Here is a 14,177-nt window from a genome sequence, read left to right on the forward strand (position 1 = left end):
AAAGCCTTTTCGGGGTATCTCGCCATCGCGCTCCACGGTGGTTCACACAAATCACCCCCCTTGAAACAGACTGGTTATCAACATGCCCTGTGCCGCAGAACCTTGGGGGACAGGACAGAGTTGGCCCCACACCAGCCGCGCTATCAGCACCACCCTTGGGATCGCCGCGACCCCGCCCTATATTAGCGCCAACAGTGCCCGCCCCCTCGGGCCAGACGCATGTCATAAGGACCAAAAATGAATACGATCAACCAGATCGCCTGGGACGATACCGTCCTGCCCTTTCAGCTTGACCGCCCTGACATCCGTGGCCGCGTGCTGCGGCTGGACGGGGTGCTGGATCATATCCTCAGCCGCCATGCCTACCCCGCCCCCGTCGCCGCCGCCGTGGCCGAGGTGGCGCTGCTGGCCGCGCTGATCGGCCCCACGATCAAGCTGCGCTGGAAACTGTCGCTTCAGGTGCGCGGCAAAGGCGCGATCCGCACCATCGCCGCCGATTACTATGCCCCGCAAGCCGAGGGCGAGCCGACGCGCATCCGCGCATGGGCCAGTTTTGACGAAACCCGGCTGGACACCCGCCCCTTCCTTGACCAGATCGGCGAGGGGTATTTCGCCATCCTCATCGACCAGGGAACAGGCACCACGCCCTATCAGGGCATCACCCCGCTGGCGGGCGGATCGCTGTCGGCCTGCGCATCGACCTATTTCGCGCAATCCGAACAATTGCCGACCCGGTTCCAGCTTGCCTTTGGCGAATCGCGCCAGCCCGGTGCAGCCCGCACCTTCCGCGCAGGTGGCATCATGCTGCAAACCCTGCCCGGCCAGCCGATGCCCGCGGACGACGGCACCGGCGAGGTGATCCAGGCCGCCGACATCCTGCAAGGAGCCGAATCCGAGGATTGGAACCGCGCCAACATGCTGCTGGACACAGTGGAAACGATGGAGCTGATCGGCCCGTCGGTCGCGCCCACCAACCTGCTGCTGCGTCTGTTCCACGAAGAAAGCCCGCGCGTCTTTGACCCGCAGCGGATCGAATTCGGCTGTTCCTGCAACGAAGACCGGGTGCGCGGCACGCTGTCGATCTACAGCCAGAAGGACATCGCCCATATGACCACGCCCGAAGGCACCGTCACCGCCGATTGCCAGTTCTGCGGCGCGCATTACAGCTTTGACCCGCGCAGTCTCGGGTTCGAGGCGACCATCGACGCCCAAGGCAACCCGATCACGGCGCAACCGTGATCCGGCCATGGTCGCCCGATCTGCTGGACAAGGCCCTGTCGGTGACGGCAGGGCCGACCTCGGATTTTGACCTGAACCCGGACGCACCGCCCCCGCAGGGCAGCTTGCGTCCGGCGGGGGTGCTGGCGGCGTTTGATGCCCGTAACGGCCGGCTGATCCTGACACAACGCGCCGCGACCATGCGCCACCACCCCGGCCAGATCGCGCTGCCCGGCGGCAAGGTTGACCCCGGTGACAGCGACGCGGTGGCGGCGGCGCTGCGCGAGGCGGACGAGGAAATCGGCCTGAAGGCCGCGCAACTGCGCATCCTTGGCACCCTGCCGCCGCACCGCACCGTGACCGGCTTTGCCGTGACGCCGGTGCTGGCGTTGATCGACGGCGATTTCACCCCTCGGCCCGAACCCGGCGAGGTGGCCGAAGCGTTCTGGCTGCCCTTCGCCCATGTCACCGACCCGGCGCGCTATCGCGTCGAGGGGCGGCATTGGCGCGGGCAATGGCGGGCCTATCACGCCGCACCCTTTGGCCCCTATTACCTGTGGGGCGCGACGGCGCGCATCCTGTATGCGCTGGCCCGGCGGATCGTGGCGTGACCCGGATTGATGCCGCCTTTCTGCATGACCCCGCGCTGATCGCCGTGCTGGACGTGATCGAGGATGGCGGACACCGCGCGCTGCTGGTCGGCGGCTGTGTGCGTAACGCGCTGATCGGCGCGGTGGTGGCGGATGTGGACATCGCCACGGATGCACGGCCCACGCGCGTGATCGAACTGGCCACGGCGGCAGGGCTGCGCGTGGTGCCGACCGGCATCGACCACGGCACTGTCACCATCGTGTCGGGCGGCACCGGGTTCGAGGTCACGACCTTTCGCCGTGACGTGGAAACCGATGGTCGCCGGGCCGTGGTCGCCTTTTCCGACCGACTGGAAGATGACGCTGCCCGCCGCGATTTCACCATGAACGCGCTTTACGCCGCGCGTGATGGCCGGGTGATCGACCCGGTGGACGGGCTGCCCGATCTGGCGGCGCGGCACCTGCGCTTTGTCGGCAAGGCCCGCGCCCGCATTACCGAAGATTACCTGCGTATCCTGCGGCTGTTCCGCTTTTTGGCGTGGTATGGGCGGGATGTGCACAGCGATGCCATTGCTGCCTGCACCGAATTATCGGCTGGTCTAGAAAAAATTTCTGCCGAACGCATCACCGCCGAATTGCGCAAGCTGCTGGCCGCCCCCGATCCCGGCCCCGCGATGGCGCTGATGGCGCAAACCGGCGTGCTGCCGCATGTGCTGCCCGGTGCCACCCCGCAGGCGCTGCCTGCCTTGATCGCGCTGGAAAAGGCCACCGGCACCGCGCCCGACTGGCCGCGCCGCCTTGCCCTGCTGACAACGGGCACCGCCCATCTGCGCTTGTCGCGGGCCGAGGCAAAGGCGCAGGAAAACCTGACCAAAGCCCGGCATTGGCCGTTGGGAAAGACCGCCTATCACCTTGGCCCCGCTTGGGCGACAGACGCGGCGCTGATTGCGGCGGCACGCGGCACGCCCCTGCCCGATGACTGGCGTGCCATCATCGCCAGCGCCGCCCCGCTGCCCATCACTGCCGCCGATCTGCTGCCCGATCTGACCGGCCCCGCCCTTGGCCGCGCCCTTGCCACCGCCGAAACCAGATGGATCGCCAGCGGGTTCACCCTTGACCGCCTCGCCCTGATCGCCGCCGCAAGGACCGACCGATGACCCTTCATGCCCGCTTTGGCCGCATGGTCGATGCCTTCCGCCCCGCCGAAGGCCCCCCGCCGCACAGCCTGATCGCCTTTTTCCGCTGGTGCCTTTCGGGGGCGTGGCGCGGGCTTGGCCTTGCCGCCTTTGCCTCGGCGCTTGGCGGGATCGCGGATGTGCTGTCGGCGTGGCTGCTGGGCCGGGTCGTCGATGCCGTCGCCCTGACATCCCCCGCGACGTTCTGGGCCGACAGCGGCGCATTGATCGCCCTGTTCGCCGTGTTCTTTTTGCTGATCCGCCCGGCGATCTTTGGCCTGTCCACTGCGACATCATCCATGATCATCGGCCCCAACATCCTGCCTCTGGTCATGTCGCGGCTGCATCGCTGGACGATGGGCCATTCCGTCACCTTCTTTGACAACGACTTCGCCGGGCGGCTGGCGCAAAAACAGATGCAGACCGCCCGCGCCGTCACCGATGTGGCGACCGATATGGTCAACGTGGTTGCCTTTGCGCTGGCCAGCGTCATCGGCTCGGCCGCCTTTATGCTGGGCGTCGATGGCTGGGCGGGCGTGGCGCTGATCCTGTGGCTGGGCGCCTATCTGGGGCTGATCCGCTTTTTCCTGCCGCGTATCCGGGCCAAATCCGGCGAACGGGCCAGCGCGCGGGCGATGGTGACGGGGCAGGTCGTCGATACGATCACCAACATCAAGACCGTCAAGCTGTTCGCCCATAACGCGCATGAGGATCGCGCAGCATTAGGCGCCATGGCCGGTTTCCGCGAACGCGCGCTGGATTTCGGCGTGGTGTCCAGCTGGTTCCGCCTGTCGCTGATGTTTGTCGCGGGCATCCTGCCGGTGATCCTTGTCGGCGGGGCGATCATGCTGTGGCAGGAGGGGCTGGCGACGCCCGGCGATGTCGCCGCATCCGGCGCGATTGCGATGCGGCTGGCACAGATGACCGGCTGGGTCAGCATGTCGCTGATGGCGATGTGGGGCAATATTGGCGAGGTCGAGGACGGGATGCGCACCCTGACCCCGCCCCATGCGCTGACCGATGCGCCGGGCGCGGTGGTGCTGGATCGCGTCCGGGGGCAGGTCGATTTCAATGACGTCGATTTCGCCTATGGCAAGGGCGTCGGCGGGCTGGACGGGGTGAGCCTGCACATCGCGCCGGGGGAAAAGCTGGGCATCGTCGGGGCGTCCGGCGCGGGGAAATCGACGCTGGTCGCCTTGCTGCTGCGGCTTTACGACGTGGAAAAGGGCGCGATCCTGGTCGACGGGCAGGACATTCGCGGCGTCACGCAGGAGAGCCTGCGCCGTCAGATCGGCATGGTCACGCAGGAAACGGCGATGTTCAACAGATCCGCCCGCGACAATATCCTCTATGGTCGCCCCGCCGCGACGCAGGATCAGATCGAGTCCGCCGCCCGCGCCGCCGAGGCGCATGAATTTATCCTGACGCTGCGCGATCACGCGGGCCGCACCGGCTATGACGCGCATCTGGGTGAACGGGGGGTGAAACTGTCGGGCGGGCAGCGCCAGCGGATCGCCCTTGCCCGCGCCTTTCTGAAGGACGCGCCGATCCTTGTGCTGGACGAGGCGACCAGCGCCCTGGACAGCGAGGTAGAATCGCAGATTCAAGAGGCGCTGTCCCGCGCGATGCAGGGCAAGACCGTGCTGGCCATCGCGCATCGCCTGTCCACCATTGCCGAACTGGACCGCATCATCGTGCTGGATCAGGGCCGGATCGTGGAAAGCGGCACGCATGACGAACTGCTGGCAAAGGCCGGGCTTTACGCGCGTTACTGGAACCGGCAGTCGGGCGGGTTTCTGGCGGTGGACGAGGCGGCGGAATGAGTTGGACCATCGAAAGGCTGGGGCGCCGCGGCGATGGCGTGGCGGTGTCGGGCGATGACCGCGCCCTTGCCCCGCTGACCCTGCCCGGCGAGGTGATCGAGGGGCAGGCCGAGGATGGCCGCATCCCCGCCCCACGCATCATCACCCCCTCGCCCGACCGGGTGCGCGCGCTCTGCCCGCATTACCGCGCCTGCGGCGGGTGCAGTCTGATGCACGCCAGCGACGGGTTTGTGGCCGACTGGAAACAGCAGGTCGTGGAAACCGCGCTGGCCGCGCAGGGGATTAGCCGGGCGGTGGATGCCGTCCATACCTCGCCGCCCCGCTCGCGGCGGCGGGCGGTGCTGTCGGCGCGGCGGACGAAAAAGGGCGCGCTGGTCGGGTTCCATGCGCGGGCCTCGGATGTGATCGTCGATGTCACCGACTGCCATGTGCTGCACCCCGCCATCATGGCCGCACTGCCGTTGCTGCGGCAGATCGTGGCGGCAGGGGCCTCGCGCTCGGGCGAGGTGTCGATGACCGTCATTCACACACCAGCCGGGCTGGATGTGACTGTGACGGGCGGCAAGCCTGCCGATGCGGCGCTGACGCAAGAATTGGCCGGGCTGGCGGCGCAGGGTGATCTGGCGCGGCTGACATGGGGCGATGTGCCGCTGACCCGCCGCGCGCCCGCCCTGCCGATGGGCCGCGCGCTGGTGGTGCCGCCGCCCGCCGCCTTTTTGCAGGCGACGGCAGAGGGCGAAGCCGCCCTGCTGGCCGAGGTGCGCGCGGCGATCACCGGAGCCATACGTATCGCCGATCTGTATGCAGGCATCGGCACCTTTGCCCTGCCATTGGCCGAACAAGCCCAGATTCACGCGGTCGAGGGCTTGTCCGCCCCGCTGGCCGCGCTGGACGCCGGATGGCGCTGCGCGCAGGGGCTGCGCCGAATCACGACCGAAACCCGTGATCTGGCGAAACGCCCCTTGCTGCCCGATGAACTGGCGCGCTTTGACGCAATCGTGATCGACCCACCCCGCGCCGGGGCCGAAGCCCAGATCCGCCAGATCGCCGCCTCGACCATGAAAACAGTCGCCTTTGTCGCCTGCGATCCGGTGAATTTCGCCCGTGACGCGCGGATTTTGGCCGATGCCGGATTCGCGATCACCCGCTTAAACGTCATCGACCAGTTCCGCTGGTCGCCGCATGTCGAAATCGCAGCGCATTTTCGCCGAAACTGGAATTGACGCTAACCATGTGTTAGGGATTGCTCAGATATAACAGCGCATCAGCGCGATTCCCGAGGCAGTGATGATCCGAGCTATTCGCAATTTCCTTGCGCTTGCCCTGCTGACCGCTTTGGCGGCCTGTGGCGGTGGCGGCGACAGTTTGTCCTCTACCCCATCCAAGTTCCGCAGCTATGACGGACCGCCGGTCACGCAGATCGTCGTCAACAAAGGCGCGCGACGAATGCACCTGATCAGCGGCCAGACGGTGCTGAAATCCTACGACATCGAACTGGGCAACCAGCCGGTGGGGGCCAAACGCTTTGAAGGCGACGGCAAAACCCCCGAAGGCGTGTATTTCATCGACCGCTTTAACCCGCGCAGCAGCTATCACCTGTCGGTCGGGGTCAGCTATCCCAACCCGCAGGACACCGCCTTTGCGCAGTCCATGGGCTTTCGCGCGGGCAGCGACATCTTTATCCACGGTCGCGGGGCCGAAGGCGCAGCCGCCAAAAGCGCCAGCAAGAAAGACTGGACCGCCGGCTGCATCGCCGTCGAGGACAGCGAAATCGAAGAAATCTACGCCATGCTGACCACCGGCGTGCCGATCATCATCAACCCCTGATCGCCACTGCGCGCCGCAAGCGTCGTAATGAAACAGGCCCCGGAATCATCTCCGGGGCCTTGTCATATCCGCTTGCTGTTTGCCCCAGGACGCCGGGGACGGGTGCCGGAATAGCGCAAGGGGGCGTCCTATCCCGCGACGATCAGCGTCCGGTCAACAGCGTCCACCAGATCTTGCGCGTGTCTTCCTGATACCAGGCAAAGCCAAGCTGGGTCGCCGTCGGGTCCATGATGATGTCGCGCGTGTCGCGCACCTGCATCCACGCGTTCAGCGTCTGCATATCGTTTTCATAGGATTCCGAAATATTCTCGCCCAGCACATGCCCGTAAAAGCCCTGCCGCTGCGCCCGCTCTGACGGGGACGATCCGTCCGATCCCCAGTGCCAGGCCCGATTCTGCCCGGCCATATCACGCGAGTGCACCGCAGCCGCCGAAGACAATTGCGGCGACAGCATCAGCGGCGCCAATCCGCTGCCCGCACGCAGGCTGTTGACCTGCGCCAGAACACGGCCCGGAATCTGCTGCCCCTCGGCCTGGGTGATGGTATAGGCGACCGGCGCAGCCCCGGTATCGGGCGCGATAACCCCGGATTCCGGTGCGGCGGCACCTCCTCCGGCCCAAGGCGGCACCTGTAACTGGGTGTTACACCCCGACAGTGCCAGCATGGCCAGAACGGCAATGGCCTGAACATTGCGCATGACATTCCCTCGTCCACTCGATTTTGTTTTTCCGCCCATTATCCGGGACGCCGGGCGCAATCAAACCCAAGAATACGTGATGCCGCAGGAATGTCACACCCCGGATCAATGACATCCGTTTGATTTGATGCGGCAAAGACTCGGCGCCTATCTTCCGGCAATATACCTCCGGCAGAATCGAGCAGCCGGACCCGGCACAAGACCGGGCAGGCGCAGAACAAAGGACAACACCGATGAAAACCCCCGCGCTGAACCGCCGCGCATTCCTGACATCAGCCGCCGTTGCCGGTGCTGCGGGTCTGATCGCGCCGCAGGCCTTTGCCCAAGCCATCGACCCCTATACCGGCCAGCCTATCACCGGCGCCACACCGGGTGCCACCCCTGATTTCGGCGCGGTGCAATATGACGCCGCACAGGACAACCGCCGCAACACCTCGTCCTTTCGGGTGCTGGACTGGCGGCCCTATTTCACCGACCTGACCAATGGCGCGGTGCTGATCGATCTGACCTCGCGCGCGCTGTCCTACTGGTCCGAGGACGGGCAGACCTATCGCATGTATCCGACCTCGATCCCGGTCAGCGAAGACCTGACCCGCCGCGGCCGGACCGAGATTATCCGCAAGGTCGAAGGCCCCAGTTGGGCACCGACCCCGGACATGAAGAAACGCAATCCCGACTGGCCCGATTTCGTCGGCCCCGGTCCCGACAACCCCTTGGGCACACACGCGCTGTGGTTGAGCTGGCAATATTACCGCATCCACGGCACCCATGACACGCGCAAGATCGGGCGCAAATCCTCGAACGGTTGCGTCGGTCTTTATAACGAACATATCAAATGGCTGTATGACAACACCAAGGTCGGCACGCAGGTATTGTTGATTTGATCGCAGGCCGCGCAACGGGGGCGAGCGTTGCGCGGTTTGCCGTGCAACGGGGCAAAAGGAAAAAACCCAGCATTTGCTGGGTTTTTTGTTGCACAACCCGTGCACAGGGCGTGCACAGCCTGTACACAACCTGTACACAGGCTGCGCACGTTGCGGCGGCGACCGGGGCACGCCTGTGGATGACCATCTGGCACCCTGCATTCCGTATCCACCTGAAGGCCCTCGGCCTGCACGGGCGCGGTCCCCCTTTGGGCGGCCAAGGTTCTGGATGATGCCGGACGCATCAAAGGTCTGCGCCCGCGTGGTGGTTCCGTCGAATTCGGCACGACGGCAGAAGCCGCCTTCATCCACAGACTGCGTAAAGGGCTGGGCACCACCGTCAGCCCCTTGGCCGCCGGTTATCATGGAGAGCATCGTCACCCATAATAAGCGCAGCATCGGGTATGAGGTTTTGGCGATCTTTGATGTCGTGTTCCCGCCGGTGCTTTCGTGGACGATCAGCACATCGCATCCACCAAAGATAACCGCCCAAGTGCCTTGCACAGTGGTTCAGGCTTGATGAACCGGGCCTGCCCGGCGGGCCGCAGCTTGGCCCGGTGGGGGCAAAGGCGCGTTTGCTGAAAGCCCGACCGCAAACCATCGGTCAGCGCCATGGCGTTACGCCACCGCCACCCGGCGCGACCACAGCCGCGCGGGCAGCGTGATCACCGCCAGACAGGCCACGATCAGCCCGACCCCGGCCCAGCCCATCGGCACCAGCCGTTCGCCCACGATGGCGATGGCCAGCATGGCGGCGATCACCGGCTCGGACAGGGAAATGGTGGTGGCGGTGCTGGCGGGGATGCGGGCAAGGCCGATGCCGAAGGCGACATAGCCAAGGAACATCGGCACCACCGCCATATAGGCCCCCACAGCGGCATTGCCCCATGACGCCAGAAACGGCGCGCCGGTCGCGATCAGCACCGGCATCAGCATCAGCCCGCCAAGCCCGAACACCGCCCCCATGGCCACGCGCCCGCGAATGCCACGCAGCATCAGCCCGCGCGCGGCCCAGGAATAGACCGCATAGGTCAGCCCGCCGATCAGCCCGAGCGCGACACCGGGCAGCACCTGCCCCTGCCCGCCGCTGGCGTGGCCGGTGCTCTCAGCGATACACAGCAGCGCCATCCCGATTAGCCCCAGCGCGGCCCCCGCCATCCAGCGCGCGGTCAGGCGGGTGCCGTCCAGCACCCGTTCCAGCAGCGCCGCCAGCAGCGGGGCGGAACCGATGGTAATGACCGTGCCGATCGTCACCCCCGCCAGCCGCATCGAGCCATAAAACGCCAGCGGATAGATCGCCACCGACACCCCGCCGATCAGCAGCAGCAGCCAGTTCGCCCGCAGCTCCGGCAACGCGCGCGCGATCCCGCGCCCGGCCAGCCCTGCCTGCATCAGCCCGCCGATCCCCATCGCCGCCGCGCCGATGGCCGCCGCGCCCACCTCGGGGGCAAAGGTCGCCGCCGTGCCGGTCGTCCCCCAGACAAGCGAGGCGAACAGCACCGCCAGCACTCCGATCATATAGTCGTTCATAACGCCCTCAACATAGCGGCGGCCATCTGTCGTGCCTCGATCACGCAGGCGCTGCTGCGTTCCAACCCCGCGCGGGTGATCGCGCCCTCCAGCAGAAAGGACAGGTGGCGGGCAATGGGTTCGGGGGTGGCGGTCAGGCCGGCCAGCGCATCCCGCAACAGCCCCTCGACCTGTTCCTTGTGGCGGCGCACGGCCGCGCGGCCCGCGTGGTCGGCGGGCAGTTCAGCGGCGGCGTTCAGCAGGCCACAGCCGCGAAAGCCGCGCTCATAGGCGTCTTCGGCGTGGTCCTGATAGGCGTCGAACACCGCCAGCACCCGATCCGCCGGGGTCTGTGCCGCCGCCGCCCGCGCCGCATGAAGCGCCAGCCATTCCGCATGGCGCGCGGTCAGATATTCCGCCACCAGCCCGGCCTTGGACCCGAAATTGTTATACAGGCTTTGCCGCGCCACATCCGCGCGCCGGATGATCGCATCGGTGCCGGTGGCGTTGATGCCATCGTTATAAAACAGCGCAGCGGCGGCGCTCAGCAGCCGGTCGCGGGGCGAATCGGGGGTGGGGGTGTTCTGTGTCATGTCGCCTTATAGATAGATCGGTCTATCTATTTCAAGTCCCGAAAACACACGCGCTGCGGGCAAGGCCCAGCGTCGCCCGGTTGCCGAAATTCAGATCAATGTTTCACGGCCAGACCGGCAGGCCATCCAGCCCGGTGGTTTCGGGCAGGTCACAAATCAGGTTCGCATTCTGCACCGCCTGCCCCGCCGCACCCTTGCCAAGATTATCAACCACGCCCAATGCAATCACCAAATTGCGCGCGGGATCAGCGGCATAGCTGACAAAAGCAAGGTTCGAGCCGCTGGCCCATTTCGTCTGCGGCGGCCTGTCGGTCACGCGGACAAAACTCCGCCCGGCATAAAAGCGGCGCGCCGCATCCAGACAGTGCGCGGTGGTCGCGCTGCCCCGGCAATAGATCGTCACAAGGATGCCGCGCGTCATCGGCACCAGGTGCGGCGTAAAGACCAGCCCATCAGACCTGCCGCCGCCAAGCCGTTCGATGGTCGTGGCCATCTCGGGCATATGGACATGGTTCAGCAGGCCATAGGGTTGCAGGTTTTCATTGCTTTCGGCGTAACCGAATTTACTGTCGCCACCTCGGCCCGCGCCGGAAATCCCGGTCTTGGCGTCGATCACGATATGACCCGGCTGGATCAGCCCGCCCGCCAGCAGCGGCGCCAACGCGGTCAGCGTCGCGGCGGGAAAGCAGCCGGGATTGGCGACGCGGCTTTGCCCCCTGATCTGATCCGGCCAGACATCGGCAAGGCCATAGGCCCAACCCTGCGCATAGCGGTGATCACCGCCAATATCGACGATCTTCACGTCCTGCGGCACCTGCGCCAGCGCCTACGCTGACGTGCCGGTGGGCAAAGAGGCAAACAGCACATCCAGTTTCGGCAGCGCCTGGGGGTTCCATTTCTCGATCACCAGATCGGCCAGTCTGGCAGGCACACCGGGAAAACGCTCCGCCAGCCTGCTGCCCGCGCTGCCCTCGCCCGCGGCATAGACCAGTTCAAAGGACGGGTGGTTCGCGATCAGGCGCATCGCCTCGCCGCCGCCAAAACCGCTGATGCCGACGATCCCGACGCGAAGGCTCATGCCGTTCTCCTGCTGCAATCAGGCCAGCGTGTGACACCGATCACCCCGCCGATCAAGAACCCGCCGTCAGACCCAGCCACCGATATTGTCGCACACCACGTTCAGCAGCACCTGAATATGCGCCGGATCGTCGTTCAGGCAGGGGATATAGGTGAACTGCTGACCGCCCGCATGTTCGAATGCCTCGCGGATCTCGCCCTGAATTTCCTCAAGTGTTTCAATACAGTCGGCGGCAAAAGCGGGCGAGATGACGGCGATGTCGGTATGCCCCTGCCTGGCCAGTTCGGCGACATGTTCGACCGTATAGGGCCGCAGCCATTCCTCGGTGCCGAACACCGATTGAAAGGTGGTGTCGATCACCCCGTCAGGCCAGCCCAGCCGTTCTTTCAACAGGCGCGAGGTCTTTTGACACTGGCAGTGGTAGGGGTCGCCTTCCATCAGGTAACGGCGCGGCATCCCGTGATAGCTGGCGACCAGCTTGCCCGGCACCTTGCCGCCCAGCGCGCGTTCCACCGATTGCGCCAGCGCGTCGATATAGTCGGGGCGGTCGAAATAGGGCTCCACCGTGCGCACGGCGGGTTGCCATTTCTGCGCCATCAGTGCGCGGAACAGCTGGTCGTTCGCCGTGGCCGAGGTCGCCCCGGCATATTGCGGATAAAGCGGCAGGAACACGATCCGCGTGCAGCCCGCGCGGGTCATCCGCTCCAGCACATCCTGCGTGGACGGGTTGCCGTAACGCATACAGAAATCGACCATCACCCGGTCGCCCCATTCCGCCTGCGCGGCCTCGCGCAGCGCCGCAACCTGTTGTTTCGTAATGGTCATCAGCGGGCTTTCATTCGCCTCGTGGTTCCAGATCGACTTGTAGTTCGCGCCCGAGGTAAAGGGCCGTTTCGTCAGGATGATGCCTTGCAGCAGCGGTTGCCATTTCCACGCCGGATAGTCGATGACCCGCTTGTCCGACAGAAATTCGTTCAGATAGCGGCGCATCGACCAGTAATCATAGCCATCGGGCGTGCCAAGATTGGCGATCAGGATGCCCACCTTGGCGGGGGGAATGGCGGGGTGGCTGGCTGGCAAATGGCTCATGGCTTGGTCCTGTCAAGGTTCAGGGCATCGGCCAGCCGCATCTGGGCCGAACCGGGGCGAAGCGGTTTCTGCTGGCTGTCGTCGGGGGACCAGCCGGTCAGGAAGATCAGATCATAGGCGGTGCGGAACCGCGCGGGATCGTCAGGGTCGGGGAAACGCTCATGCAGGGTCGCATCGGCGCGCGCAAAGACGCCGCGCCGCGTCGGGCGGCGCAGGCGGGCGACCATGGCGTTGGATTCGCCCATGCCGCGCAGATCGCGCGCAAGATCGGCGATGCTGCGATAGCTGGCGGGCAGGTGCAGCTGATCGGCCACCGGCAGCGCCAGCCCTGCCCGGCCCAACAGCCCGCCCAGATCACGGATTTCCGCCATCGGCAGCACGCGCGGCGACAGCCCGCCGGTTTCCGCCGCCTCGGCCTCGGCCAGCGCGGCGCGCAGTTCGGCCAGGGTTTCGCCGCCCGGCAGCACAGCCATGAACAACCCGTCAGGGCGTAGGGCGCGGGCGCATTGGATGATCTGCCCGACCGGATCATCGGCCCAATGCAGCGCCATGGCGTGAATCACCAGATCATGCGCGCCGGGTTGCAGATCCAGCACCGGATCATCCGCAACCACGCGGGCCTGCGGGCGATAGCCGCGCCATAAATCGGGCAGGCCGGTCACGACAGCCTCGGACGTAAACCGCCTGTTAACCTCGGCCAGCCTATCTTGCACCTCGTCGACGGCGATTCGGTGCAGGAAATCGTCGGGGCCGCGGCGCAGGGCACGGACGCGTCGCGTCATCAGCGCATCACGGTCGGCCAGTGTCGGTCGGTCATTCGGGGAAGGGGTCCGCATGGGGCTGCAACATAATGGGCTTCGCAGCGTGATGAAAGGCGCATTGCGGCTGCTGTATCCGCCGCAATGCCTTGGCTGCGGCGATGGCGTCAGCGAAGACGGCGGCCTGTGCCCCGACTGCTGGCGCGAAACGCGGTTCATCACCGGCACCTGCTGCACCCGCTGCGGCGCCCCCCTGCCCGATGACGGCACCGGCATCGCCGATCTGGCCATCTGCGACGAATGCCTGCGCACGCCGCGCCCGTGGCGCGCGGGCCGGGCGGCGATGGTCTATACCGGAACCGGGCGAGGCATCGTGCTGGCCCTGAAACACGGCGACCGGGCCGATCTGGCCCCGGCGCTGGCGGGCTGGCTGTCGCGCGCGGCGGCACCGCTGATCCGGCCGGGCATGATCGTCGCCCCGGTGCCGATCCACTGGCGGCGGCTGTTGAAACGCAAATACAATCAGGCCGAATTGCTGTCGGCCGGGCTGGCGCGGCTGCGCGGGCTGGATCACATCCCCGACCTGCTGACCCGCCCCCGCCATACCGAGGGGCAGGATCACAAAGGTGTGTCCGACCGTTTCGCCAATATCGCCGGCAGCCTGACCGTGCCGCATCGCCGTGCCCGCACCGTGCAGGGCCGTGCCGTGCTGCTGGTCGATGACGTGATGACCTCGGGCGCCACTCTGACCGAGGCGGCGAATGCCCTGATCGACGCTGGTTCCGGCCCGGTGTCGGTGGTCACGCTGGCGCGGGCGGTGAAACAGGATTGATCCGCAGACCGGCGGCCCGGCGTGCTGTTTGCCCAAATACGCGGCTTGGGATGCGCGCGCGGTGC

General features: G+C 66.2%; 15 protein-coding genes. 8 read left to right on the forward strand and 7 right to left on the reverse strand.

Annotation, left to right across the window (positions count from 1 at the left end; genetic code table 11):
• Positions 1-237 precede the first annotated feature (237 nt).
• From Q4G22_RS03065 to Q4G22_RS03090, 6 genes are all read left to right on the forward strand, one after another.
• Positions 238-1,239, forward strand: a complete 1,002-nt coding sequence (locus tag Q4G22_RS03065; protein WP_303384427.1) for an Hsp33 family molecular chaperone HslO — start codon at positions 238-240, stop codon at positions 1,237-1,239.
• A complete protein-coding gene (locus Q4G22_RS03070) occupies positions 1,236-1,829 on the forward strand; it encodes a CoA pyrophosphatase (RefSeq protein WP_303384428.1) in 594 nt (197 codons plus the stop codon). The genes Q4G22_RS03065 and Q4G22_RS03070 overlap by 4 nt, the downstream gene beginning before the upstream one ends.
• On the forward strand, positions 1,826-2,965 hold the full coding sequence (locus Q4G22_RS03075; protein WP_303384429.1) for a CCA tRNA nucleotidyltransferase: 1,140 nt from the start codon (positions 1,826-1,828) through the stop codon (positions 2,963-2,965). Before Q4G22_RS03070 ends, Q4G22_RS03075 begins: the two co-directional genes overlap by 4 nt.
• Positions 2,962-4,806, forward strand: a complete 1,845-nt coding sequence (locus Q4G22_RS03080) for an ABC transporter ATP-binding protein (protein WP_303384430.1) — start codon at positions 2,962-2,964, stop codon at positions 4,804-4,806. The genes Q4G22_RS03075 and Q4G22_RS03080 overlap by 4 nt, the downstream gene beginning before the upstream one ends.
• On the forward strand, positions 4,803-6,029 hold the full coding sequence (locus tag Q4G22_RS03085; RefSeq protein WP_303384431.1) for a class I SAM-dependent RNA methyltransferase: 1,227 nt from the start codon (positions 4,803-4,805) through the stop codon (positions 6,027-6,029). Before Q4G22_RS03080 ends, Q4G22_RS03085 begins: the two co-directional genes overlap by 4 nt.
• A gap of 64 nt (positions 6,030-6,093) precedes the next feature.
• Positions 6,094-6,633 carry a murein L,D-transpeptidase family protein gene (locus tag Q4G22_RS03090; RefSeq protein WP_303384432.1) on the forward strand — a complete coding sequence of 180 codons (540 nt, stop codon included), beginning with the start codon at positions 6,094-6,096 and terminating at the stop codon, positions 6,631-6,633.
• Positions 6,634-6,775: 142 nt separating this feature from the next.
• On the opposite strand, the gene Q4G22_RS03095 is transcribed toward Q4G22_RS03090, so the two are convergent.
• Positions 6,776-7,330 (reverse strand): CAP domain-containing protein, encoded by a 555-nt coding sequence (locus Q4G22_RS03095; protein WP_303384433.1) that lies wholly within the window; start codon positions 7,328-7,330, stop codon positions 6,776-6,778.
• Positions 7,331-7,563: 233 nt separating this feature from the next.
• Here Q4G22_RS03095 and Q4G22_RS03100 point away from each other — a divergent pair, with 233 nt between their 5' ends.
• Positions 7,564-8,214: a L,D-transpeptidase gene (locus Q4G22_RS03100; RefSeq protein ID WP_303384434.1), complete on the forward strand. Its 651-nt coding sequence runs from the start codon at positions 7,564-7,566 to the stop codon at positions 8,212-8,214.
• Positions 8,215-8,871: 657 nt separating this feature from the next.
• Here the strand turns inward: Q4G22_RS03100 and Q4G22_RS03105 are convergent.
• From Q4G22_RS03105 to Q4G22_RS03130, 6 genes are all read right to left on the reverse strand, one after another.
• Complete coding sequence (locus Q4G22_RS03105; RefSeq protein WP_303384435.1) at positions 8,872-9,783, reverse strand: DMT family transporter; 912 nt, start codon at positions 9,781-9,783, stop codon at positions 8,872-8,874.
• Positions 9,780-10,355: a TetR/AcrR family transcriptional regulator gene (locus Q4G22_RS03110; protein ID WP_303384436.1), complete on the reverse strand. Its 576-nt coding sequence runs from the start codon at positions 10,353-10,355 to the stop codon at positions 9,780-9,782. Before Q4G22_RS03110 ends, Q4G22_RS03105 begins: the two co-directional genes overlap by 4 nt.
• A gap of 103 nt (positions 10,356-10,458) precedes the next feature.
• Positions 10,459-11,169 (reverse strand): Asd/ArgC dimerization domain-containing protein, encoded by a 711-nt coding sequence (locus Q4G22_RS03115; protein WP_303384437.1) that lies wholly within the window; start codon positions 11,167-11,169, stop codon positions 10,459-10,461.
• 12 nt (positions 11,170-11,181) lie between these two features.
• Positions 11,182-11,433 (reverse strand): hypothetical protein, encoded by a 252-nt coding sequence (locus Q4G22_RS03120; protein WP_303384438.1) that lies wholly within the window; start codon positions 11,431-11,433, stop codon positions 11,182-11,184.
• Between the two features lie 66 nt (positions 11,434-11,499).
• Positions 11,500-12,522: a ferrochelatase gene (hemH, locus tag Q4G22_RS03125; protein WP_303384439.1), complete on the reverse strand. Its 1,023-nt coding sequence runs from the start codon at positions 12,520-12,522 to the stop codon at positions 11,500-11,502.
• A complete protein-coding gene (locus tag Q4G22_RS03130) occupies positions 12,519-13,358 on the reverse strand; it encodes a methyltransferase domain-containing protein (RefSeq protein ID WP_303384440.1) in 840 nt (279 codons plus the stop codon). Before Q4G22_RS03130 ends, hemH begins: the two co-directional genes overlap by 4 nt.
• Between Q4G22_RS03130 and Q4G22_RS03135 the strand changes: the two genes are divergently transcribed.
• Positions 13,357-14,112: a ComF family protein gene (locus Q4G22_RS03135; RefSeq protein ID WP_303384441.1), complete on the forward strand. Its 756-nt coding sequence runs from the start codon at positions 13,357-13,359 to the stop codon at positions 14,110-14,112. The two genes, Q4G22_RS03130 and Q4G22_RS03135, sit on opposite strands and share 2 nt — an antisense overlap.
• Positions 14,113-14,177 lie beyond the last annotated feature (65 nt).

Source organism: Paracoccus sp. (in: a-proteobacteria), assembly GCF_030538655.1.
Taxonomy (GTDB): domain Bacteria; phylum Pseudomonadota; class Alphaproteobacteria; order Rhodobacterales; family Rhodobacteraceae; genus Paracoccus.

Excerpts from the sequence above, each read along its gene's own strand:
- Q4G22_RS03065 (WP_303384427.1), top strand. The coding sequence starts at position 238 with ATGAATACGATCAACCAGATCGCCTGGGACGATACCGTCCTGCCCTTT.
- Q4G22_RS03080 (WP_303384430.1), top strand. The coding sequence starts at position 2,962 with ATGACCCTTCATGCCCGCTTTGGCCGCATGGTCGATGCCTTCCGCCCC.
- Q4G22_RS03085 (WP_303384431.1), top strand. The coding sequence starts at position 4,803 with ATGAGTTGGACCATCGAAAGGCTGGGGCGCCGCGGCGATGGCGTGGCG.
- Q4G22_RS03090 (WP_303384432.1), top strand. The coding sequence starts at position 6,094 with ATGATCCGAGCTATTCGCAATTTCCTTGCGCTTGCCCTGCTGACCGCT.
- Q4G22_RS03095 (WP_303384433.1), bottom strand. The coding sequence starts at position 7,330 with ATGCGCAATGTTCAGGCCATTGCCGTTCTGGCCATGCTGGCACTGTCG.
- Q4G22_RS03100 (WP_303384434.1), top strand. The coding sequence starts at position 7,564 with ATGAAAACCCCCGCGCTGAACCGCCGCGCATTCCTGACATCAGCCGCC.
- Q4G22_RS03105 (WP_303384435.1), bottom strand. The coding sequence starts at position 9,783 with ATGAACGACTATATGATCGGAGTGCTGGCGGTGCTGTTCGCCTCGCTT.
- Q4G22_RS03110 (WP_303384436.1), bottom strand. The coding sequence starts at position 10,355 with ATGACACAGAACACCCCCACCCCCGATTCGCCCCGCGACCGGCTGCTG.
- Q4G22_RS03120 (WP_303384438.1), bottom strand. The coding sequence starts at position 11,433 with ATGAGCCTTCGCGTCGGGATCGTCGGCATCAGCGGTTTTGGCGGCGGC.
- hemH (WP_303384439.1), bottom strand. The coding sequence starts at position 12,522 with ATGAGCCATTTGCCAGCCAGCCACCCCGCCATTCCCCCCGCCAAGGTG.
- Q4G22_RS03135 (WP_303384441.1), top strand. The coding sequence starts at position 13,357 with ATGGGGCTGCAACATAATGGGCTTCGCAGCGTGATGAAAGGCGCATTG.
- Q4G22_RS03130 (WP_303384440.1), bottom strand. The coding sequence starts at position 13,358 with ATGCGGACCCCTTCCCCGAATGACCGACCGACACTGGCCGACCGTGAT.